General features: G+C 74.4%; 18 protein-coding genes. 9 read left to right on the forward strand and 9 right to left on the reverse strand.

Features of this window, described 5'->3' with window-relative positions; translation table 11 throughout:
* Positions 1-94 precede the first annotated feature (94 nt).
* From H7X46_RS17095 to speB, 4 genes are read left to right on the forward strand one after another with little or no spacing between them, the layout of a single operon-like run.
* Positions 95-1,414: an MFS transporter gene (locus H7X46_RS17095; protein WP_186360360.1), complete on the forward strand. Its 1,320-nt coding sequence runs from the start codon at positions 95-97 to the stop codon at positions 1,412-1,414.
* A gap of 47 nt (positions 1,415-1,461) precedes the next feature.
* On the forward strand, positions 1,462-3,081 hold the full coding sequence (locus H7X46_RS17100) for an amidohydrolase (protein WP_370588818.1): 1,620 nt from the start codon (positions 1,462-1,464) through the stop codon (positions 3,079-3,081).
* Between the two features lies 1 nt (position 3,082).
* Complete coding sequence (locus H7X46_RS30750; RefSeq protein ID WP_186360362.1) at positions 3,083-4,711, forward strand: thiamine pyrophosphate-dependent enzyme; 1,629 nt, start codon at positions 3,083-3,085, stop codon at positions 4,709-4,711.
* Complete coding sequence (speB, locus tag H7X46_RS17110) at positions 4,708-5,652, forward strand: agmatinase (protein ID WP_186360363.1); 945 nt, start codon at positions 4,708-4,710, stop codon at positions 5,650-5,652. Before H7X46_RS30750 ends, speB begins: the two co-directional genes overlap by 4 nt.
* Before the next feature lie 19 nt (positions 5,653-5,671).
* On the opposite strand, the gene H7X46_RS17115 is transcribed toward speB, so the two are convergent.
* On the reverse strand, positions 5,672-6,292 hold the full coding sequence (locus tag H7X46_RS17115) for a LysE family translocator (protein WP_186360364.1): 621 nt from the start codon (positions 6,290-6,292) through the stop codon (positions 5,672-5,674).
* Between the two features lie 215 nt (positions 6,293-6,507).
* Here H7X46_RS17115 and H7X46_RS17120 point away from each other — a divergent pair, with 215 nt between their 5' ends.
* Positions 6,508-7,440, forward strand: a complete 933-nt coding sequence (locus H7X46_RS17120; protein WP_255426654.1) for a pseudouridine synthase — start codon at positions 6,508-6,510, stop codon at positions 7,438-7,440.
* 99 nt (positions 7,441-7,539) lie between these two features.
* Here the strand turns inward: H7X46_RS17120 and H7X46_RS17125 are convergent, their stop codons facing one another.
* Positions 7,540-9,474 (reverse strand): hypothetical protein, encoded by a 1,935-nt coding sequence (locus tag H7X46_RS17125; RefSeq protein WP_186360366.1) that lies wholly within the window; start codon positions 9,472-9,474, stop codon positions 7,540-7,542.
* 334 nt (positions 9,475-9,808) lie between these two features.
* The gene (locus H7X46_RS17130; protein ID WP_186360367.1) at positions 9,809-10,429 is read right to left on the reverse strand and encodes an L-threonylcarbamoyladenylate synthase; all 621 of its coding nucleotides are present in this window, start codon (positions 10,427-10,429) and stop codon (positions 9,809-9,811) included.
* A 778-nt stretch (positions 10,430-11,207) separates the two neighbouring features.
* Here H7X46_RS17130 and H7X46_RS17135 point away from each other — a divergent pair.
* Positions 11,208-12,572 carry a GGDEF domain-containing protein gene (locus H7X46_RS17135; RefSeq protein ID WP_255426154.1) on the forward strand — a complete coding sequence of 455 codons (1,365 nt, stop codon included), beginning with the start codon at positions 11,208-11,210 and terminating at the stop codon, positions 12,570-12,572.
* A 238-nt stretch (positions 12,573-12,810) separates the two neighbouring features.
* Complete coding sequence (locus H7X46_RS17140; protein ID WP_186360368.1) at positions 12,811-13,491, forward strand: hypothetical protein; 681 nt, start codon at positions 12,811-12,813, stop codon at positions 13,489-13,491.
* Between the two features lie 3 nt (positions 13,492-13,494).
* Here H7X46_RS17140 and H7X46_RS17145 read toward each other — a convergent pair whose 3' ends face one another.
* The 5 genes from H7X46_RS17145 to H7X46_RS17165 form a co-directional block, all read right to left on the reverse strand.
* A complete protein-coding gene (locus tag H7X46_RS17145) occupies positions 13,495-13,929 on the reverse strand; it encodes a VOC family protein (protein WP_186360369.1) in 435 nt (144 codons plus the stop codon).
* Positions 13,930-13,938: 9 nt separating this feature from the next.
* Positions 13,939-14,421, reverse strand: a complete 483-nt coding sequence (locus H7X46_RS17150) for a helix-turn-helix domain-containing protein (protein WP_370588819.1) — start codon at positions 14,419-14,421, stop codon at positions 13,939-13,941.
* Positions 14,418-15,464 (reverse strand): class I SAM-dependent methyltransferase, encoded by a 1,047-nt coding sequence (locus tag H7X46_RS17155; protein WP_186360370.1) that lies wholly within the window; start codon positions 15,462-15,464, stop codon positions 14,418-14,420. The genes H7X46_RS17150 and H7X46_RS17155 overlap by 4 nt, the downstream gene beginning before the upstream one ends.
* A 120-nt stretch (positions 15,465-15,584) precedes the next feature.
* Complete coding sequence (locus H7X46_RS17160) at positions 15,585-15,812, reverse strand: DUF397 domain-containing protein (RefSeq protein WP_186360371.1); 228 nt, start codon at positions 15,810-15,812, stop codon at positions 15,585-15,587.
* Positions 15,813-15,936: 124 nt separating this feature from the next.
* Positions 15,937-16,830, reverse strand: coding sequence for a Scr1 family TA system antitoxin-like transcriptional regulator (locus tag H7X46_RS17165; protein WP_186360372.1), 894 nt, complete (start codon positions 16,828-16,830; stop codon positions 15,937-15,939).
* Between the two features lie 245 nt (positions 16,831-17,075).
* On the opposite strand from H7X46_RS17165, the gene H7X46_RS17170 reads away from it, so the two are divergent.
* Both H7X46_RS17170 and H7X46_RS17175 read left to right on the forward strand, forming a co-directional pair.
* Positions 17,076-17,900: an SAM-dependent methyltransferase gene (locus H7X46_RS17170; protein WP_186360373.1), complete on the forward strand. Its 825-nt coding sequence runs from the start codon at positions 17,076-17,078 to the stop codon at positions 17,898-17,900.
* Positions 17,901-18,075: 175 nt separating this feature from the next.
* The gene (locus tag H7X46_RS17175; protein ID WP_186360374.1) at positions 18,076-19,341 is read left to right on the forward strand and encodes an FAD-dependent oxidoreductase; all 1,266 of its coding nucleotides are present in this window, start codon (positions 18,076-18,078) and stop codon (positions 19,339-19,341) included.
* Here H7X46_RS17175 and H7X46_RS17180 read toward each other — a convergent pair.
* Positions 19,327-20,424, reverse strand: coding sequence for a DUF3500 domain-containing protein (locus H7X46_RS17180; protein ID WP_370588820.1), 1,098 nt, complete (start codon positions 20,422-20,424; stop codon positions 19,327-19,329). The genes H7X46_RS17175 and H7X46_RS17180 overlap by 15 nt on opposite strands.
* Positions 20,425-20,460: the final 36 nt, after the last annotated feature.

Here is a 20,460-nt window from a genome sequence, read left to right on the forward strand (position 1 = left end):
CGAGCGCGGACAGCTACTGGACTTCTGTCGTTTCCCGCGGGCCTCTCCGCTCGTAGCATCCGCCGCATTCGCCATCGTCCGCACAGGAGCGGTCATGACCAGTACCCACGGCAGGGCGCGACGCGCAGGCGTCGCAGCATTCGTCGGCACCACCATCGAGTGGTACGACTTCTACATCTACGCGACGGCCGCCGCGCTCGTCTTCGGCCCGCTGTTCTTCCCGAGCGAGGATCCGCTCGCCGAGACCGCCGCGGCGTTCGCGACCTTCGCGGTGGCGTTCGTCGTGCGCCCGCTCGGCGGCATCCTCTTCGGACACATCGGAGACCGGCTCGGCCGCCGGGTCTCGCTCGTCGTCACGCTCCTGCTGATGGGCGTGTCGACGGTCCTGGTCGGCTGCCTGCCGACCTACGCCGACGTCGGCGCCGTGGCACCGATCCTGCTCATCGCGCTGCGTGCCCTCCAGGGACTCGCGGTCGGCGGGGAGTGGGGCGGCGCCGTGCTCATGAGCGTCGAGCACGCCCCGGAGAGGTCCAAGACCTTCTACGGCGGCTTCACCCAGCTCGGCAACCCGGCCGGCGCCCTGCTCGCCTCCGGCATCTTCGCGCTCATGTCACGTGGCGGCGAGGACTTCATCCGCGACGGCGGATGGCGGATCCCGTTCCTGCTGTCCGTCGTGCTGATCGGCGTGGGGCTCTGGGTCCGCTTCCGGGTCGAGGAGTCACCCGTGTTCTCCGAGAACGTCGAGGGGCGCAAGCAGTCGATCCCGCTGGCCTTCGCGCTGCGCACGAACTGGCTGCCGATCCTGCTCGCCATCGGCCTCCTGCCGGTCTCCACCGGCGGCTACTACCTCGCGACGACGTTCGCGACGGCGTACGCGACCGGCGAGCCGATCCTGCTCAGCGAGCAGCTCGTCCTCGACGCCATGACGGTCGCCTCGCTCGTCGAGTTCCTGGTCACCCTGCCCGTGGCCTGGCTGGGCGACCGCTGGGGCCGCAAGAACGTCATGTACATCGGCCTGGCCACCTCGGTGCTGACGTTCGCCCCGTTCCTGCTCGCGATGCCGGGCCGGAACGAGCCCCTGGTCTTCCTGCTCGCGTCGCTCGTGCGGGTCGCGATGAGCGGTACCTACGCGCCGGTCGCCGCGATCCTCGCCCAGATGTTCCGCCCGCAGGCCCGCTACACGTCCGTCGCGCTGTCGTACGGCGTCGGCGCCGCCGTGTGGGCGGGCTTCTCCCCGTGGTTCGCGACCCGGCTCGTCGCGTGGACCGGCAGCGTCTGGTCGGTCATCGCACTGTTCACCGCGATGGCCGTCGTCGCCGGCATCTGCACCCGGCTCGCGCCGCAGCACTCCGACGACACGCCGGCGACCCCGGCCGTCACTCCCCCGACCGACACGACGAACCGGATCCGATGAGAAAGCTCGTTCCCTTCGACCGATCCGGTCAGGCCACGGCCCGGCTGGTGACCGCGCGCACCGTCCACACCGTCGACGCCGGCGACACCACGGCGACCGCACTGCTGTTCGACCGGGGCCGGATCCTGGCCGTCGGCAGCGTGGCCGCCTGCGAGGAGGCAGGGCGTCACCTGGGGCTGGATCCCGAGCGGATCGACCTCGGGGACGCCGTCGTCGTGCCGGGCTTCGTCGACGCGCACGCGCACCCGCTCATGTACGGCCAGATGATGACCTGGGTCGACTGCGGGCCGGAGCGGGCGCGCAGCATCCCGGAGATCGTGGCGCTGCTCCGGGCCGCGGCGGCCGGCCTGCCGCCGGGGCGTCCCGTCCGCGGGTACGGCTACGAGCAGGCCAACCTCGCCGAGCGCCGGCACCCGACGCGCTACGAGCTGGACGAGGTCGCCGCCGACCGCGAGGTGTACCTGATGAACGCCTCCGGGCACGGCGGCGTGGTCAACTCGCACACGCTCGCCGTCAACGGGGTCGGCCGCGACACCCCGGATCCGGACGGCGGGGTGTTCTTCCGCGACGCCGACGGTGAGCCGACCGGTGAGCTCTCCGACGCCGCCTGCAACATCCTCACCGGCGTGCACGGGGTGAAGGTCGGCCACCACGGCCCGAACTTCCATCTCGCCGACGAGCCGGAGGAGCACCTGCGCCAGCTCGACGCCGCCACCCGGCGGTTCCTCGCGGGCGGGGTCACGACGGTCGGCGACGCGCAGGTGACACGGCGCGAGTTCGACATGTACCTGCGGCTCGCCGAGGGCGGCCGGCTGGACCTCCGCGTGTCGATGTACCTGCTCTCGCACCTGCTCGACGACGCGCTGGAGATGGGGCTGGTCGGGGCGTTCGGCAACGCGCACCTCAGCTTCGCCGGCATCAAGTTCTACGCCGACGGGACGCTGGGCGGATGGACGGCCTACTTCCCGGACGGCTACGTCGGCGACCCGTGCCGGACCGGGCAGCTGTATCACGAGCCGGCCGAGTACGCCGAGCTCATCCGGCGGGCGCACCGGGCGGGGCTGCAGACGGCGACGCACGCGCAGTCCCCGACGGCGATCGAGATGGTGGTCTCGGCCCTCGAGTCGGCGCTCGCCGAGCGTCCCGACCCCGACGCCCGGCACCGCATCGAGCACTGCGGGCTGCCCACCCCCGACCAGATCCGGCGCATGGCCGCCGCGGGCATCCGGCCGGTGAACCAGACCCAGCACTACTTCAACTGGGGGGAAGGTGTCGAGCAGGCCGTCGGGACGCCGGGTGAGCGCTTCAACCCGCTCGGCGAGTTCCGGGACGCCGGGGTCGCCTACACGCTGTCCTCGGACGCGCCGGTCGCCGAGCCGATCCCGCTGGAGGCGATCCAGACCGCCGTCACCCGGGTGACCCGCCGGGGACGCAAGCTCGGGCCGGATTCGCTGCGCGTCGCCGCGCGTGACGCGCTGCGCGCGCACACCGTCGAGGGTGCCGTGTCGCTCGGCCGCGAGGCCGACCTCGGGTCGCTCGAGGCCGGCAAGTACGCCGACTTCGCCGTGCTCGACGACGACCCGCTCGGCGTCGACGCCGACGCCATCTCGCCCATCCGCGTCCGGGAGACCTGGGTCGGCGGCGAACGACGGCACCGGACGGTCTGACGTGGACAGCTCTGACGTGGACACCCCGCACGCGGACACCACCGGCCGGGCCGTCCTGGAGACGGTCCGCGCCTACGGCGTCACCACGGTCTTCGGCATCCCGGGCACCCACAACCTGGAGCTCTACCGGCCGCTCGCCGACCTCGGCATCCGTGCCGTCACGAACCGGCACGAGCAGGGCGCCGGCTACGGCGCGGACGGATGGGCCCAGATGACCGGGCTGCCGGGCGTCGTCCTCACGACGTCCGGGCCCGGACTCCAGAACGCCATGAGCGCCGTCGGCACGGCGTTCTGCGAGTCCCGGCCGCTGCTCGTGCTGTCACCCGGGGTTCCGCTCGGTCAGGAGTTCCGCGACGCCGGGACCCTGCACGAGACGAAGGACGCCACCGCGATGGTCGCCGCGGTCGCGGAATGGTCGCGCCGCGTGACGAGCGCGGCCGAGGCGGTCGACGCCGTGCACGACGCCTTCACGCTGTTCCGCACGGGCCGGCCGCGGCCCGTGCACATCGAGATCCCGCTGGACGTGCTGGAGGCCCCGGCCGGGGTGCCGGCCGCGGCGCGGGCGGCGCGCCCCGCACCCCCGCCGGTGGGGGTGGACGCCGGGGCCGTGCGGCAGGCCGCCGCCCTGCTCGCGGGCGCACGGTCGCCGGTGATCCTCGCGGGCGGGGGCGCCACGGGCGCGTCCCGCCAGGTGACCGCGCTCGCCGAGCGTCTCGGCGCTCCCGTGCTCACGACGATCAACGGCAAGGGCACGCTCGACGAGGACCACCCGCTCGCGCTGGGGTCGAACCTGCGGCTGCCCTCGGCACGGGCCGTCGCCGAGGCGGCCGACGTCCTGCTCGTCCTCGGCTCGAAGGTCGGGGAGGCCGAGCTGTGGGCGCCCGCCCTGCCGGTGCGCGGTGCGGTCGTGCGGGTCGACATCTCGCCCGCGCAGCTGCACAAGAACCTCGACGCGACCGTGGGGATCGTGGGCGACTGCGCGCGCGTGCTCGACGCCCTGCTCGCCGCGACGCCCCCGGGCACGCGGGAGCACCCTGATCTCGCACCCGTGCGGTCCGCCGTCTCGGACGAGGTGCGCGCACCGTTGCCCGAGACGGTCGAGCTGGCCGGACTGATCGCGGCGGCGCTCCCCCCGGACGCGATCGTCGCCGGCGACTCCTCGCAGATCGTCTACCGGGCGCTCGTGAACGTGCTCCGGCAACCGCGGCCGCGCTCGCTGCTCTACACGCCGACGTACGCCACGCTCGGCTACGGCCTGCCGGCGGCGATCGGTGCGTGCGTCGCCCAGGACGGGCGACCCGTCGTCGCCGTCCTCGGCGACGGTGCGCTGATGTTCTGCGTCAACGAGCTCGCGACCGCCGTCGAGCAGCGGCTCGACCTCGTCGTCGTGTGCGTCGACAACGGCGGGTACGCCGAGATCCGCGAGAACGAGGTCGACCGGGGCATCCCGCCCGTCGGCGTCGACCTGGTGCAGCCCGACTGGGTGGCGCTCGCCGCGGCGTTCGGCGCGCGCGGAACCCGCGTCGACGACGGCGACGCGATCGGTCCCGCCGTGCGCTCGGCCGTGGCCGCCGGCGGTGTCCACCTCATCCACGTCCCGCAGTCCCACCTCAGGAGGCCCCGCTCGTGAGCGAGAACATCGGCCCCGTCGACGCGTCGCTCGTCCCCCGCTACGCGGGCATCGCGACCTTCGCCCGGCTCCCCCGCATCGAGGAGGTCGACCACGCGGACATCGCCGTGGTGGGCGTGCCGTTCGACAGCGGCGTGAGCTACCGGCCCGGCGCCCGGTTCGGTCCGGCACACGTGCGGGAGTCCTCCCGCCTGCTGCGGCCCTACAACCCGGCGCAGGACGTCTCGCCGTTCGCCACGCAGCAGGTCGCCGACGCCGGCGACATCGCGGCGAACCCCTTCGACATCGACGACGCGGTGCGGGCGATCGAGGAGGCGGCGACCGCGCTGCGCGCCGGTGGAACGCGGCTGGTGACGATCGGCGGGGACCACACGATCGCCCTCCCGCTCCTCCGCTCGGTCGCGAAGGAGCACGGTCCGGTGGCCGTCCTGCACTTCGACGCCCACCTCGACACCTGGGACACCTACTTCGGCGCGCCGGTCACCCACGGCACGCCGTTCCGCCGGGCGAGCGAGGAGGGACTCATCGACCGCACGGCGAGCATGCACGTCGGCACCCGGGGTCCGCTGTACGGGGAGGCCGATCTCGCCGACGACGAGCGGCTCGGGTTCGCCGTCGTCACGACCGACCACATCGAGGAGGACGGCGTCGAGCGCGCCGTCGAACGCATCCGGGCCCGGATCGGGGACGCCCCGCTCTACGTCTCGGTCGACATCGACGTCCTCGACCCGGCGCACGCGCCCGGGACGGGCACCCCGGAGGCGGGCGGGCTGACCTCCCGGGAGCTGCTGCGCATGCTGCGCGCGCTCTCCGGCACCCACATCGTCGGGGCGGACGTCGTCGAGGTCGCCCCGGCCTACGACCACGCCCAGATCACCGCCGTCGCCGCCGCCCACGTGACGTACGAGCTCGTCAGCGCGATGGCGCCGGCGGGTGCGTGAGACGGATCCGCCGCCCCTCTCAGTGGGCGGCGAGGACCCCGCCGAACCCGAGCAACGCGACGCCGGCGACGGCGTCCCCGGCCCGGCGCACCCGGCGCCGGGAGAACCAGTCGCGGGCCCGGTGCACGGCCAGCACCATGCCGGCCTGGTAGACCACGCCCAGCACGGCGACGGTGAGCGCCAGCAGCAGGGCGTCGACGATCGTCGTCACCCCGGGGACCAGGAACTGCGGCAGCACCGACAGGTACATGATCAGGACCTTCGGGTTGGTGACGTTCGAGCCGAAGCCCAGCAGCACGGCGCGGTACGCGGGCACCCGCGGACCGCCGGCACCGACGTCCGGGTAGTCGCCGCGGCGGGCGGCCCGCAGCGCCTGCACCCCGAGCACGCACAGGTAGACCACGCCCGCCCAGCGGATCACGGTGAACGCGGTGTGGGAGCGGGCGATCAGGACACCGAGGCCGAACGCCGCCGCGGAACCCTGCAGCACGTTCCCCGCGAACACCCCGGCCGCCGTCAACAGCCCGGACCGGCGGCCCCCGGCCAGCGAGGACCGCAGCAGGACGAACGTGTCCGGGCCCGGCATCAGCACCAGCCCCACGACGATCAGCAGGTACGCACCGTACGACGCCCAGGTCACGTACGGCGATGCTACTGCCCGGCGCCGCTCCGCCTGCCCGGGCCCGGTGATCGACGATCGGGCACGGGATCCGGCCGAGGATGACCGCATCCCGTGCCGGATCGTCGATCACCGGGGCCGGGCGCGGTGAACGCGGGTGCGGCCCCGCCGTACCGTGGTCGTCCGTGAGCTCCCGCACCCGCCGCGGCCGCGCCGCCCGGCGCCGGGCCGCGGCCCTGCAGACGGCGCCGCTGCCGAGCCGTGACGGCCTCGCCCCGGCCCGGCTCCGCACCCCGCCCGACGGGGTGTGGGCGACGATGCGCGACCACCTCGCGGACCGGCTCCCGCACGTCGACCCGGCGCGGATCGACGCGCGGCTCGCCGCCGGGGAGATCGTCACCGCGGCCGGGCCGCTGACCCCGGAGTCGCCGTTCACGCCGTCGACGACGCTGTGGCTCTACCGCGACGAACCGGACGAGGTGGAGGTCCCGTTCCCCCTCGAGGTGCTGCACGCCGACGACGACCTGGTGGTCGTCGACAAACCGCACTTCCTGGCGACCATCCCGCGGGGCAGCCACGTACGGCAGACCGTGCTCGTCCGGCTCCGGCACGAGCTGGGGCTGCCTCACCTCAGTCCGGCGCACCGGCTCGACCGGGCCACGGCCGGGGTGCTGTTGCTGGTGGCGCGCCCGGAGCTGCGCGGGGACTACCAGACCCTGTTCGCGCGCGGCCGGGTCGCGAAGACCTACGAGGCCGTCGCGCCGTACGACCCGGCGCTGGAGCTGCCGCGCACCGAGGTGTCGCGGATCGTGAAGGTGCCGGGCGTGTTCGCGGCGCGGACCGAGCCGGGCCCGCCGAACGCGGAGACCCGCATCGAGCTCGCCGGGCACCGCGACGGCCTCGCCCGCTACCGGCTGCACCCCCGCACCGGGCGGACCCACCAGCTCCGGGTGCACCTCGACGAGCTGGGCATCCCGATCCTCGGCGACGACGTCTACCCCGAGCTGCGGCGCCGCGCGGCCGGCGACTTCACCCGGCCGCTGCAGCTGCTGTCGCGGTCGCTGGAGTTCGACGACCCGGTGACGGGTGCCCGCCGCCGGTTCGTCAGCCGCCGCACGCTCCGGGCCTGGGACGACCCGGAGGGCTGGGCGGCCGGTACCCCGGGCTGACCTCGCCGGGCGTCAGCCGGCCGCCCTCGCCGGGCATCGGCCGCGCCCGCCTCGGCCGGCCGCGCCCGCCTCGGCCGGCCGCGCCCGCCACACCGGGCGTCAGCCGGCGTTGCGCCCGCCCTCGCCGTTCAGGCCGGCTGCGTGGCCGTTGCTGCTGCCGTTGACCGCCCCACCGACCGGCTCGGCGCTCTGGTCCTCGGCGGCGCGGTGCCGCCCCTCGCGCAGGCCGCGCTGGTAGCTGGCGAGCCGGTTGCGGACGCGGTCGGGCTGCCGTTCCCGGGACCCGCTCGTCCGGGCACCGCCGTTCTGGTTCTCCCGCCAGGACGGCGGCACCATCGCCTGGCCGGGCAGCCGCTGGGGCAGGCCCTGCGCGGTCGTCGGCAGGTCGACGACGCGGTCGGCGCGGATCCGGGCGGCCTCGAACTCGGCGTCCCCGGGGGTGCGCCAGTTCTCCGGCTGCGGCTGGTTCCCGTCGGACGCCGGCAGTGCCGTGGTCTCCGGCGCCGCCGGCTCGCGGAACCAGGCGGAGGCGACGGCCGCGAAGATCGGCGGGTCGTCGGCGTCGTCCACCGGGACCGGGACCTCGGAGTCGAACGGGCCGAACAGCTCGTCCCGCGGGGGTCCGTTCCGGCCGGGGACGGGCAGCGCCCGGGTGGCCGGCGGGGCCTCGTCGGGCCGGCCACCGGCCGGGAACGGGGCGCCGTTCGGCGGGCCGTCGGGCGCGGCCGACGCCGCCGGCCGGAAGGGCCCCTGCGGCCCGGGGCCCGCGTGACCGGGGCCCGCCTGTCCGGGACCGGGTTGCTCGGTACCGCCCTGACCGGGGCCCGGCGGCTCGACGCCGTGCTGCCCGGGGCCCGGTGAGTCGGGACCGCGCCGATCGGAGCCCTGCGGCCCGGCCGGCGCTCCGAACGGGGTCGCGGCGGCGATGCCGGACCGGCGGTCCCGCGCGCCCCGCTGCGGCAGCGCATCCGGGCCGCCCCGCTGCGGCAGCGCGTCCGGACCACCCCGCTGCGGCAGCGCATCCGGACCGCCCTGCTGTGGCAACGCATCGGCACTCCCCCGCCGGGTCAGCGCGTCGGGACGCGCGGTCTCGTCGGCGGCGGGCCGGTACACGGGCGGCGCCGAGGGCGGACCGCCCGGTGCCGCGTCCGGCCGCGGTGCGTGCTGCTGCGGCGGTGGCCACGGGGCCTCGCCGTCGTCGTCCGGCTGCGTGGACGTCCGGCGCAGGGCGGTCGTCGGGTCGGGTTCCGGTACCGCGCCGGCAGGTGCGGACTGCTCGGGCTGCTGCCCACCGCCGACGACCGACGGCGGCAGGTGCAGCACGGCGATCGGGGTGCCCCCGCCGTTCCCGGCCGGGGCGCGGACCCCGAGCCGGGCCCCGATCGCGCGGGCGAGCCGGGCCGCCACGTGCAGCCCGATCTCCTGCGGCGCCACCGGACCGGGCGGGGTGGCGGTGGTGAGCGCGCGGTCGAGCTCGTCGATCGGGGTCTGGTAGCGCGGCGTCGTCGCGCACTGCAGCTCGACGACGACACCGCCGTCGGGCCCCCACCGGGTGTGCAGCTCCAGCCGCTCCCCCGGCGGTGTCGCCCCGGCTGCGTGCGCGAGCAGCTCCGCGAGGATCTGCCCGAGGACCGGCTCGGCCGCCGCGTCGACCGAGACACCGGGGACCGGCGGCACGACGGTGCGCGATGCGGCCTCGCTCGCCGCGACGACCGTGCTCAGGGCCTGGCCGAGCGGGGTCGGCGGGGCGGCCAGCCGGGGCCCGCGCGGGGCACCGGCGAGGACGAGGATGTGGTCGCCGTCCCGGGCGCCGCGCCGGGCGGCGCCGGCGAGCTCGGCCAGGTCGGCGAGGGCACCGGGGCGCAGCTCACCGCTGCGGAGGCGCTCGGTGAGGAGCTGCTGACGCTCGGAGCGGGCGCGCAGCCGGTGCGCGATGGCGGCGAGCACGGCGTCACCGCCCGCACCCTCGCCCGCGCCGCCCGGCGGGTCCTGCCCAGGACCGGACGGGCTGTACGGCGGGTCGTCTCGCGCCACGCGATCGTCCTCCGAACGGCTGGTACGGCACCCGGGGCCGGGCACCGCTCGCCCGGCCCGTGCGATGACGGGCCGGGCAGGTCCGACGCGGAGCCTACCCGGCCGGTCGGCACGCGACCCGCCGTCGTGCGGTGGGCGGTGGACGCCGGGTGGCCGGGCGGCCGGGGCCCCCGGGCAGGGCGCCGTCCGGCCCGGAGCGGCACGACCGGCGGCCGTCCTGCCGCGGCGGGTCGTCACCCGTCGGTGGCGACCCGGGCGCCACGATAAGCACGCCGGAGCGACTCGATCAACGGACGGCGGCAGTGATCACCCGTCGATCATCCCGGCCGGCAGGTCAGACGAACCGGGACGGATCCCCCGCGCCGACCCGGACGATCTCCGGCTCGTCGCCGGAGAGGTCCACCACCGTGGTCGGCTCGGTGCCGCAGTCGCCCGAGTCGATGACGGCGTCGACCTGGTTCTCGAGCTCCTCCTTGATGTCCCAGCCCTGCGTCATCGGCTCGTCGTGGCCGGGCAGCAGCAACGTCGACGACAGCAGCGGCTCGCCGAGCTGCGCCAGCAGTGCCTGGGTGGTGGCATGGTCGGGGATGCGCACGCCGACGGTCTTCTTCTTCGGGTGCATCAGCCGCCGCGGCACCTCCTTGGTGGCCGGGAGGATGAACGTGTAGCTGCCCGGGGTCGAGGCCTTCACCGCGCGGAAGACCGCGTTGGAGATGTGCACGAACTGCCCCAGCTGGGCGAACTCGGCGCAGACGAGCGTGAAGTGGTGCTTGTCGTCGAGCTTGCGGATCTGGCGGATCCGCTCCAGGCCGTCCCGGTTGCCGAGCGAGCATCCGAGCGCGAAGCAGGAGTCCGTCGGGTACGCGATCAGGCCGCCCTCCCGGACCACGTCGACGACCTGCCCGATGCTGCGGGGCTGCGGATTCTGCGGGTGCACGTCGTAGTACCTCGCCATTCCCGCAGCCTGCCACGGTGATCGCCGCTTGTCGCCCACGTGACGGGTGAGACGGGCGCCCCGTGCGGTCCGGCCCGGCGGGACGAGCCGGGCCGGACCGCACGCGGGGGTCCGCCGCCGCGCGAGCGGCCGCGGACGTCGACGCGGTCACGATCACCAGTTCCAGTTGCGCATCGTCGCTCTCCTCGTCTCGCACGTGTTGTCGTTCCGCATTCCGCAGGTCACCAGTTCCAGTTGCGCATCTCGGCCACCTCCCCTCCCTCGCGGTTCCGGCCGGCCCGATCCCTCACCAGTTCCAGTTGCGCATGTCCCGCCCTTTCCCTTCGATATTCCGGCGCGTTTCACCAGTTCCAGTTGCGCATGCAAACCACCCTTCCCCACGCCGTTTCCGTCATCTCGCCGTGTCACCAGTTCCAGTTGCGCACGACGGCCACCTCCCCCCTCGTCGAGAGCGGACGAAAGACACATGGACGGTCGTCACCAGTTCCAGTTCCGCACCCGGATCACCCCCTCACGCGCGCCGGCCCGGCCGCCGCCGAAGTCCGGGAGGGCACCGACGGGTGCTCACTCCGCGCATCGACATCACTCGTCTGAGTGAGCGGCACCGCTAGAGTAGGTGACGCACATCCGCACGTCAGGGAGTCAAATGATCTTGTCGAGACGCGGCACGGCGGTCACCCGACCGGGGCGGTGCGGACCGCCGGGGGACTGACCTGCGAGGAACCGGCCGCGCGCCGACTATGCTTGACCGACGAAAACGATCAAAGGTTCGAGGGTCTTGTCCGAGAGTTCCGCCCCGCGTGACGTCGAGGCCTCCCGCGGCCGGTCGTTGCCCACGCGCTGGCAGCTCTGGGGTCTTCCGGCCCGGGTGCAGCTCCTCCTGCTCGCCGTCGAACTCGTCGCCGTGTCCCTGGTCACCATCGACGTCGCCACCTCGGAAACCGGGGACCCCGTTCCCGGTACACCCGCACAGTGGGCGACCGCGGCCGCCCTGACCGTGATCTCCGGATTGCACGCCGAGATATCCCTTCGGGCGGAGCGACTCCGCCGGCGGATCGCGGAAACCCGCTACATCGACCTCAGTTCGGTCTGGACGTTCTCCGCCGCGTTGCTCCTTCCACCCCTGCTCGCCGTGGCGACGGTGGTGGCCAGCTATACCCACCTGTACTTCCGCGTGTTCCGCCCGGCGGGCACGCCGCCGCACCGCCAGGTCTACTCGACGTCGACGGTCGTCCTGGCCATCTATCTCGTGGCCGGCGTCCGGCACCTGTTCGGGACGCACGCCGACGTCGCGTCGCCGCTCGCAGCGGTCGTCCTGATCTGCTGCCTGCTGACCTACACGGCCGCGAACACGCTGCTCGTCGTCGGTGTCATCCGCCTGGCCCAGCCGGGAAGCCGGTTCCTCGCGATCCTGGCCGGCGGCGAGGTCGGCCTGGAGATCGCCACGCTGAGCCTGGGCGGCCTCGTCGCGACCGTGGTGGTGCCCGACCACTGGCTGCTGCTGGTGCTCCTGCTCCCGCCACTGATCCTGCTGGAGCAGACCACCCTGGTCCGCCAGCTGAAGGCGCAGGCGGACACCGACGCCAAGACCGGGCTGCTCAACGCCGACGCCTGGCGCGCCCGTGCACACCGGGTCCTGGCGGTCGCCGAGGGTGGTTCCGCGGCCGCGGCCGTCCTGATCCTGGACCTGGACCACTTCAAGGACGTCAACGACCGGCACGGCCACCTGGTCGGTGACGCGGTCCTGCAGGCGGTCGCCGAGGTCGTCGCCGGCGAGGTGCGGGACGGTGACGCGGCCGGGCGGTTCGGCGGGGAGGAGTTCGTGGTCGTGCTCGCCCCGCTCCGCACCGGCGGCGACGACGGCGCGGGTGCCGTGCGGGAGGTGGGCGAGCGGATCCGGCAGCGGGTGGAGCGGCTCCGGGTGGAGATCCCGGCCCAGCCGGAGCCGGTGCTCGTCGACCGGCTGAGCGTCTCGGTCGGCGCGGCGCTGTGCCCCCGCGCCGACACCGGCCTGGACGTGCTGCTGGCGGTCGCCGACGAGGCGCTGTACGCCGCGAAACGCGCCGGCCGCAACCGGGTCCGGGTGCGGACCACGGCGTCACACCCGGACCTGCGCCCCGAACCCGGCCGCCCGGCGGGGTGAGCACCGCGACCGTGGCCCGGGTACCGCCGGTGCCGGCCCGATGGGCCGGCCGGCCGCACGTTCACCGTCTCCGACTACCGGTCGTCATCGGTGTGGACACGGTCCGTGTGAGCGGTGCCGCTGCCCGGGTGATGCATTCCGGATCCGGTGGTTCACCCGGGCGGAGTGTGTTCTATTTCGTGCGGTCATCCTCATCGGAGGGGTACACGCACCCGGCACGCGGACCCGGAGGCATCAGGTGACGGCTCGGAACAGGCAGGTCGCCGGTGCCGTGGCCGCGGGCGTGCACTGGTGGGGTGCGGCGCTGCCCCGGGCCGGGCTGATCGTCGTGGCCGACCCGCTCCTCCCGCCCCCGCTGATGACCGCGCTCCTGTCCGACGCGATGGACGGGGCCCGCACCGGACACGCGCGGGGTTCCGGTGCCCCGCGGCTCGTCCTGGCGGCCGGGACGGTCGGCGGGTTCGCCGCGGCGCTCCTGGTCGCTCCGGACGGGGTGCCGGCGCTGCTGCTGGTCCTCGCCGCGGTCGGCTCCGCCGTCTGGGCGTGCCGCGCCGAGAACCGCGCCGCCGCGATCCGGCGGCGGGAGGGCGCCCGGCCGCTGTTCGCGGCCCGGGCCTGCGGCGGCACCACGACGTGGGACCTGGTCGCCCACCTGGAGGTGATCGGCCGGCACGGCGACACGCACCGCGCCGCGGCCCGCACCCTGCTCTGGCGGATCGCGCACCTGGGGCCGGCCGGGGACCCGGCGATCGCGCGGCTGGCCGAGCTGGCCCGGTCCGGGGACCTCGAGTCCGGTGACGAGCTGTACCGCGCCGCCGAACGGCTGCGGGACCTGCCGGTCGCCGCCCCGGCCGACGTCCGCCGCAGCGTCCCCCAGCTGAGCGTCCTGTTCCGCTACGAGACCGGTGAGCGGGGCTGACGCTCAGGAGTGCGGGAACTCCGAGCCGTCGTAGGCCCGCGGCTCGACCAGCACCAGCCAGTTGCCGGAGTTGTCCCGCATGACGGCCTCCGTGCCGTACGGCCGGTCGGCAGGCGGCTGGGTGAACTCCACGCCCTTCGCCGAGAGCTTCGCGTAGTCGCCGTGGCAGTCGTCGGTGGTGAGGCCGAAGCCGCCCATCCGGCCGGCGGCGAGCGACCGGGAGACCGCCTCGGCCATGTCCTCGTCCAGCGGCGGGCCGGGCTTCATCAGGGTCACCTCCAGCTCCGGGTGGTCCGGATGGTGCACGGTGACCCACCGGAACCCGTCCCCCATGCTGACATCGGTGCCCTCGACGAACCCGAGGACGTCGCAGTAGAAGCGCTTGGCCGCGTCCTGGTCGGTCACGTACAGCGTGACCAGCGAGATGTTGGTGAGCATGGGGAGAACCTAGCGGCGTCCGCCGTCGCCGGGCTTCTCCGGAATTGCGGTGTCGGACAGCCCGTGCATGAAGACGTAGCACCCCGGGATGCGCGGGGCCCCGCGTTCCGCCCAGCGGGCCTGGTAGGCGGACGGGCTCACCCCGACCAGCCGGCGGAACCGTGAGCTGAACGAGCCGAGCGAGGTGTACCCGACGAGCGTGCACACCTCGGTGACGGTGAGGTTCGTGGCCCGCAGGAGGTCCTGCGCGCGCTCGATCCGCCGCCGGGTGAGCGTCGCGGCGGGCGTCCGGCCGTAGACGTCGGCGAAGCAGCGCAGGAAGTGGTACTTCGACACCCCGGCGACGGCGGCGAGCGCGTCGAGGTCGAGCGGCTCGGCGTAGCGGCGGTCGATCTCGTCGTGCGCCCGCCGCAGGTGCGGCAGCAGGTCCCTCGGGACGGCCCTCCGGGCCCGTGAGTGGAAACGAGGGCCCTGGCCCTGTTTTCCACTCACGAGGGCTCGGCCACCAGGGTCATCGTGAGCGAGTGCCCGACGCCGAGCCCCGGTCCGGCGCCGCGCTCCAGTTCCAGCAGGGCGTGCGCGAGCCGGGCCGCGTCGGCCTCGCCGAGCCGGCCGGCACCGGCCCACGGCTCCAGCACCCGGTTCCAGCGGGCGGCGAAGCGCTCCAGCCAGGCCAGCACGTCCGCCGGCGCCCCCGCCGTCGCCGGCACGAACCCCAGGTCGGACGGCCGCACCCGGGCCGGCTCGCGGAGCAGGTCGTTCACCAGCGTGCGGAACCGCGGGACCTGCGGGTGGAACGTCCCGGTCGCGGTGTGCCGGCCGACCAGCACCGACCGGTCGACGGCGGTCCGCGACACGATCCGCGCCCCGCTGCCGGCGACCGCGGCGTCGACGGCGGCGTCGAGCGCGGGCCGGGAGTAGAACGTCATCGGCTCGGAGATCGCCGCACCGGCCCCGGCGAAGAAGCTCATCGCGTAGTCCCAGCGCTCGGCACCCCACCGTGGCTGCCACTCGACCGAGTACCGGCCGAGGACGTCGACGACCACCGCGGCCCGCCGTCCGCGGGCGGCCACGGCGGACAGGACCGAGTGCAGCGCGGCGACCAGCTCGTCCCGGGTGAGGTGCGAGTACGGCACCCCGCAGGACAGGTAGAGGTCGAACGCGCCCTCCGGGAGGGTGTCGCGCACGTCGCCCCGCACGAACGACGCCGACGGCGAGGTCACCGTCGCGCGGGCGGTCTCGACCATCTCCGGGTCGACGTCCAGCCCGACATAGGTGAGCCGGTCCTCGTCGACGAGCGGCGGGGCGTCCGGGGCGGGGCGGGCGAGCAGCGCGAACCCGTCGGCGGTGCCGGACCCGACGTCGAGGACGTGGACCGGGTCGTGCTGTCCCAGGCCCAGCGCGCCGAGCGCGCCCGCGATCACACGCCGGGTCACCGGCTCCTCGGAGAGGATCTTCACGGGGTCCCGCCGCGACGGCGAGAGGTAGTGGGCGCTCGCCCCGCGGTACGACGGCGCCTGCTGGGAACGGGTCACCGTTCCTTCCTACCGCGCGCCGGGCGGCTCCGGCGGGCTCCTGTGGCCGGTCTCGCGCCACGCGCGGCGGACCGGCTCACCGCGGGCGGCCGGGGTCGGGCCGGCCGCCCGCGGGAGGTCTCAGGCGAGGTCGTCCAGCTCGCCGTTCTTGATCGAGGTGAGGAAGCTCGCCATGCCGGTGCTGGAGAAGGACAGCACGGTGCCCTGCGGGTCACGGGAGTTCCGGACCCGGACGCCCTCCCCGGCGACCGCGAGCTCGACGCAGTTGCCCTGGTACCCGCTCCGCACGCTCTTTCGCCAGACCAGTGCGTCGGACGACGCCGGGCTCGGCAGATGCATCTGATCCATGCGAACGCTCACCTCATCTGCACGTGCATTTTCGGTTGCGCACGAAAGTAGCAGCGCGGCAAGGGGTTCGGTCATCCCGCGACCGGGCGGGCGCCCGGCGGTCGTTCCGCCGCGCCCGGCGGGCTCAGCCCTCGGTGACCAGCTTCGACAGCGCCTGGCGGGTGCGGTCCGGCGACAGGGCGTCCACGGTGAGCTGGTCCATCGCCCGCCCGTAGCGCTCGACGTCCGCCCGCTTGTCCAGGTACGAGGCCCCGGTCATCTCCTCGAGGTAGACCAGGTCCGGCAGCTCCGGCTCGGCGAACCGGAGCATGGTGAACGCGTGCTCGGCGCCGTAGCCGGAGACCTCCCACGGCAGCAGCTGGACGACGACGTTCGGCAGCGCGGTCACCTCCAGCAGGTGCTCGAGCTGGCGGCGGAGCACCGCCCCGCCGCCCACCGGCCGGTGCAGCACCGACTCGTCGAGCACCGCCCAGAACGTCGGCGCGTCCTTGCGGTGCAGCACCTTCTGCCGGCGCATCCGGACCTCGAGCCGCTTCTCGACGCTCGCCCGCTCGGCCGGCGGCAGGTCGAGGTGCCCGCCGCTGACGATCGCCCTGGCGTACTCCTCGGTCTGCAGCAGGCCCGGCACGTAGAGCAGCTCGTAGGACGAGATCCGCGAGGCGGACGCCTCCAGCCCCACGAAGTCCTCGAACCAGCCGGGCACGACGTCGTTGTAGCGGGCCCACCAGCCGCTCTCGTTGCTCTCCTCGGCCATGGCGAGCACGTGGTCGCGCTCGGGCCCCTCGCCGACGCCGTACATGGTGAGCAGGTCGGCGACGTCGCGGAGCTTGAACCCGACCTTGCCGGACTCGAGACGGCTCATCTTGGAGTCGGACCCGCGGATCGCGTACGCGGCGTCGGCCCGCTTGATGCCGGCGCGCTCGCGCAGCCGCTTGAGGTGCGCGCCGAGCACGATCCGCCGCGCGGTCGGCCCGCGGTCACCGCCGGGCGGGATCGGGCTGTTCGGGCTCGGGACCACCGGGGCGGACTCCTGCAGGTCGGCTGTGGGGCGCTGCTGTCGCTCCGACCGGCCGCCGCGCACGCCACGTGCCGATCGGGTGACCCACCCTACACAGCGGTTTCCCAGGTCGGCATGCAGATCGATCACAGTGTCGCGAACGACCGGTGACGGTGCGTACCCGGACGGCGTGGTCCGCTACCGTGCTCCCACCGGTGATCGGCGCCACCGGAGCACCGACGACGACTCGAGTGAGGACAGCACTGATGGCCCAGCCGACCGAAGGTCGCGCCCCCGCCTACATCGACACGTCCAAGGCCAGCATCGCGCGGGTCTACGACTACGCCCTCGGCGGCAAGGACAACTACGAGGTCGACCGGGAGACCATCGAGCGGGTCCGGAAGGTCGCGCCGGAGGTCAACCAGCTCGCGATCGACAACCGCGCGTTCCTCATCCGCGCCTCCCGGTTCATCGCCACCCAGACCTCGATCACCCAGTTCCTCGACTGCGGCTCCGGCCTGCCGACCGCGGAGAACACCCACCAGGTCGTGCAGCGGCTGCAGCCCGAGGCGCGGGTCGTCTACGTCGACAACGACCCGACCGTCATCGCGCACGGCCGGGCCCTGCTCGAGGACAACGAGCTGACCCACTTCTCCGCCGCCGACATCCGCGACCCGCAGGCGGTGTTCTCCGACCCGGCGGTGGACGGTTTCCTCGACCTCGACCAGCCGGTCGCGCTGTTCCAGATCGGGACCATCCACCACTTCGAGGACTCCGACCGGCCCCAGAAGATCATGGCCGACTACGTCGAGCGGCTCGCCCCGGGCAGCATGGTCGCGATCGCGCACTTCTTCGACCCGGAGAACGCCGACAGCGACCTGGCCCGCCGGATGGAGCAGGTCTTCGTGCACAGCCCGATGGGCAGTGGGCGGTTCCGGACGATGGCCGAGATCCAGGGGCTGTTCCCCGGCCTGGAGATGGTCGACCCGGGCGTCGTGCCCTGCTACCGGTGGTGGCCGGACGGCCCCCAGCTCGGGCCCGAGGACGCCGTGCAGCGCTGCATCGTCGGCGGCGTGGGGATCAAGAAGTGAACCGGTGAGGGCCGGCTTCACGCTCGACCACGACACACCTGCACGTCGCGCAGCTGACCCCGCGCGGACCGGGCTGGCCCCGCTCGACGCCCGCTGACCGGCGGCTGTTGCGCGACGCTCCCCCGGAGGCGCATACTCGCCTTAATTCAACGGCAGTTGAAATGGGGTGACGGCGATGGAGCGCACGACGTGCTGCGTGGTCGGTGGCGGCCCGGCCGGGATGATGCTCGGGCTGCTGCTCGCCCGCGCCGGGGTCGAGGTGACCGTCCTCGAGAAGCACGGCGACTTCCTGCGGGACTTCCGCGGGGACACCGTGCACCCGACCACCCTCGACCTGCTCGACGACCTCGGCCTCGGCGAACGGTTCGCGGCGCTGCCGCAGAGCCGCGTCGAGCAGGTGGCGCTGCCCGACGAGCAGGGCGGGCTCCAGCGGGTCGGCAACTTCGACCTGCTGCGCCGGGTCGGCGTGCGGCACCCGTACGTCGCGATGGTCCCGCAGTGGGACCTCCTCGACCTGCTGGCCGACGCGGGCCGGGCCGAGCCGTCCTTCCGGCTCCGGATGGATACCCGGGCCACCTCGGTGATCCGGGAGCACGGCCGCGTCGTCGGCGTCCGCCACCGCACCGAGACCGCGGACGGCGGGCACGTCGACGGCGAGCTGCGGGCCGACCTCACCGTCGCCTGCGACGGCCGGCACTCGGTGCTGCGTGCCGAGTCGGGGCTGCCGGTGACCGAGTTCGACGTCCCGTTCGACACCTGGTGGTTCCGGGTCCCGCGGCGCGCGGACGAGACCGGGGCGATGCTGCTGCCGAAGGTGGGGCGGGGCAAGTTCGCCGTCTGCATCCCGCGCGAGGGGTACTTCCAGATCGCCTACCTCGCCTCCAAAGGCATTGACGCGCAGCTGCGGGCCCGCGGGATCGAGGCGTTCCGGGCGGACGTGGCCGAGCTGATCCCGGAGATCGCCGACCGGGTCGGCGAGATCGCCTCGATGGACGACGTCAAGCACCTCGACGTCCGGCTGAACCGGCTGCGCCGCTGGCACGTCGACGGCCTGCTGTGCCTCGGCGACGCCGCCCACGCGATGTCCCCGATCGGCGGCGTGGGCATCAACCTGGCGATCCAGGACGCCGTCGCCGCGGCCACCCTGCTCGCCGCACCGCTGCGGCGGGGCACGGTCACCGAGGCCGACCTCGCCCGGGTCCGCAACCGCAGGCTGGTACCGACGGTGCTGGTCCAGGGCCTGCAGCGGATCATGCACGCGAACATCGCCGGCCCGGCGCTGGCCGGTGAGCTCGACGGGCCGCCGGCCCCGGTGATCCGGCTGATGCGGTCGGTGCCGGCCCTGCAGATCGTCCCGGCCTACCTCATCGGCGTCGGGTTCCGCCCGGAACGTGCCCCCGCCTTCGCCCTCCGGGCCCGTGAGGGGTTACGAGGGTCCTGACCCTCCGTTCTGCTCACGGGCAGCGTGCTGCCCGAGGACGTCGAGGCCGAAGTCGGATGCGGGGTTGCGCCAGACCGAGTGGGCGTGGTTCGCGTCGTCCTGCGTATTGTCCCACTCCAGCAGCAGCTGCGGTCCCTGCAGCCGGTAGTAGTGCGGCCGGCCCGGTTCGAGCGGGCCGGCCCACGCGAGGTGCACCTCGTCGAGTGCGGCGTCGTCCTCGTAGCGCGCCGCCGGGGACACCGCTGCCGGCACCCGGTCCAGGTAGGACGACAACAGCCTGCGCAGCAGCTCGCGGCCCCGGTCGTCGAGCACGCTGGCCGGGACGCCCTGCGGCGCGTCGGTGAGCTCGACCTCCTCGGTGCCGGGGACCGGCTCAACCGGGCCGGGCGGGCTCTCCCGGCGGATCGCGGACGTCGGCAGTGGCCGGTCGCCGGGGCCGACCACCGCACGGTTCGCGGTGACGAGGTCCGGCGGGGCCGTCTCCAGCAGCACCGCCCGGTCCAGCAGCTCCGGCGGCAGCCCGCGGACGATCTCCCGGCCCAGGTCCTCGGTCGGGCCCAGCGGCCGGCTCGTGCCCCCGCCGAGCAGCGGCGTCCCGGCCGGGTTGGTACCGAGGAAGCACGGCGTCGTCGCGACGACCCGGCCGTCGACGACGAGGTTGTTGAGCGACACGTGGTGCCCGCCGAACCGCCACCCCCACGTCCCGCTCGCCGGGTCGCCGAAGACCCGCAGGTAGTACAGCCCGGGGTCGCGGAACCGTTCCCGGTAGGGCCGCTCGGGCCAGCCCTGGTTCCGGTCCAGGACGTTCTCCAGCCCCATCACCGCGGCGACGGTGGCGAACCCGGCCTCGGACAGCCCCGACGCCACGAGCCGCATCGCCCGCTGCTGCTGCGCCGGGGCCTGGTCGTGCAGGGTGAGCCCGCCGTGGTCGGTGGGCGTGTAGAACCAGCGCCGGCGCTCGGCGTCGTCGCCCCGCGGCCCGTCCCCGGTCCCGGACGCGGCCTGGTCGCGGTCGAGGGTGTCGAGCCACGCCGTCGCGGCCTCCGCCATCGCCGCGGCGGTGTCCTGCTCCCCGGTCGTCACAACCGGTCACGCTAACCCGGGTCCGCAGCCGGCACA

The organism is Pseudonocardia sp. C8 (genome assembly GCF_014267175.1).
Classification (GTDB): Bacteria; Actinomycetota; Actinomycetes; order Mycobacteriales; family Pseudonocardiaceae; genus Pseudonocardia.

Coding starts and splice junctions, on each gene's coding strand:
- H7X46_RS17130 (WP_186360367.1), bottom strand. CDS start 10,429: ATGGCGAGGTACTACGACGTGCACCCGCAGAATCCGCAGCCCCGCAGC.
- H7X46_RS17160 (WP_186360371.1), bottom strand. CDS start 15,812: ATGGATCAGATGCATCTGCCGAGCCCGGCGTCGTCCGACGCACTGGTC.
- H7X46_RS17145 (WP_186360369.1), bottom strand. CDS start 13,929: ATGCTCACCAACATCTCGCTGGTCACGCTGTACGTGACCGACCAGGAC.
- H7X46_RS17175 (WP_186360374.1), top strand. CDS start 18,076: ATGGAGCGCACGACGTGCTGCGTGGTCGGTGGCGGCCCGGCCGGGATG.
- H7X46_RS17095 (WP_186360360.1), top strand. CDS start 95: ATGACCAGTACCCACGGCAGGGCGCGACGCGCAGGCGTCGCAGCATTC.
- H7X46_RS17170 (WP_186360373.1), top strand. CDS start 17,076: ATGGCCCAGCCGACCGAAGGTCGCGCCCCCGCCTACATCGACACGTCC.